Source organism: Herbivorax alkaliphila (genome assembly GCF_030848475.1).
Taxonomy (GTDB): domain Bacteria; phylum Bacillota; class Clostridia; order Acetivibrionales; family Acetivibrionaceae; genus Herbivorax.
This window is the reverse complement of the sequence record NZ_JAVDDS010000131.1, coordinates 1-1443: the sequence shown is the minus strand read 5'-3', so window position 1 is coordinate 1443 and position 1443 is coordinate 1. Positions and strand designations below refer to the sequence as shown.

The 1443-nt window shown below is 31.9% G+C and carries 1 protein-coding gene; it reads right to left on the bottom strand.

Annotated elements, in window-relative coordinates:
- Nucleotides 1–199 precede the first annotated feature (199 nt).
- Nucleotides 200–1219 carry a DDE-type integrase/transposase/recombinase gene (locus RBH29_RS17645; RefSeq protein ID WP_306698325.1) on the bottom strand — a complete coding sequence of 340 codons (1020 nt, stop codon included), beginning with the start codon at nt 1217–1219 and terminating at the stop codon, nt 200–202.
- Between the last annotated feature and the right edge of the window lie 224 nt (nt 1220–1443).

Sequence of the window (1443 nt, the reverse complement as noted above, 5' to 3'; positions counted from 1 at the left end):
CCTGTCGGTTGCAATAAATCAATCTGGCTAAAATATGCACCAACATTTAACAAGTGACACAAGGCTTAAATACAAATTTATACTTTTAAAACAAAAATAACTTAATCAAAAAACAAGCATTATGGTGATTTAAACCAAAGTGCTTGTTTTTTTGCAACACAAAATAAGCTATTAGCTATTGTAAAAAAAGCTGTAACTGTTAGGCAACTTTTTTGTAGCTGTGATAAAGCCCTCCAAGAATAGGCTTAGAAACTAATTTAGTATCTTCTACCTTAGTTTCTGGAGGCTTGTCTGATAAAATTGGAGTTTGGCAATTAAGACCTTGATGTGTCCTGACAGGATGATAATACTCTTTTAAATAATTTTTGAGTAAATACTCCAAATGTGTTTGATTAAATGGAATAACATGATTTAATAACTCAGCTCTCAATATACCTACTGCTCTTTCGCAAATTCCATTTTGTCTGGGTGATTTTATCCCTGTCCTTTTAGCCTTGATATTTGCATTAGATAAAAACTCTTTAAATAACTTTGATGTAAAAGTAGGATCATTGTCATGAATTAAATACTTTGGTGTTTCACCAAAAGGAGTTGCTTCCCTTATTTGTTGTGCTACCCATGCCGAGGATGGGTTAGTTGTAACTGCAAAGTGTTCAATCTTTCTTCTGTCATGACTTATTATAATAAAGACATACAAGACTTTAAAATATAGAGTTGGAACAGTGAAAAAATCCATAGCCCAAATTTCCTTCCTATGATTTTTAAGGAATGTTTTCCAAGACTGTTTTTGCTTTTCAGTTGGTGGCTTCCTCACTTTTGGTATATACTTAGCAATTGTATTTGGAGAAGGTGCATCACTTATATTAAGGTCAACTAATCTTTCGTGTATCTTTTCAGGTGACAATAAAGGATTTTCCTTATGTATACGTTTGATAAGCTCAATTGTTTTTCTTGAAGTTTTAGGTCTGCCACGCTTTTTAGACTTACGCATCCAGTAAAACTTAAAAGCTGTATTATGCCATCCAATAACAGTTTCAGGCTTAACAATAACCAAATCCTCTTTCCATCTTGAATAAAACTTTGAAAGCAAGACCCATAACTGACGATATGCAGGCGTAACAGTTGGTTTAGGTATTTTTTTATCAATTACCTTTTGGTCAAAAAGAGCTATCTGACTTCTAAGAGCTATAATTTCCTCAACTTTTTCTTCCTCAGACATAAATCTTATTAATATAAAACCAAGTAACATTTGTAACCATTGTTTCACATATAAATGAATACCTTTATAATTAAACACTTCATGAACCTCGTTTCTTAAATATTTGTGCCTTTATAAGCTTTAGTTTTTCTCTTGACTCTTTCAGCTTTTCCTCACGTTCTTTTTTTTCTTCAGCTTTCTGTTTCTCTAAAAATTGTATTCGTTTTTCTAGTTCTTGTATTCTC

Bases quoted from the DNA above. Each gene is read 5' to 3' on its own strand.
- RBH29_RS17645 (WP_306698325.1), bottom strand. From the start codon at position 1,219: ATGTCTGAGGAAGAAAAAGTTGAGGAAATTATAGCTCTTAGAAGTCAG.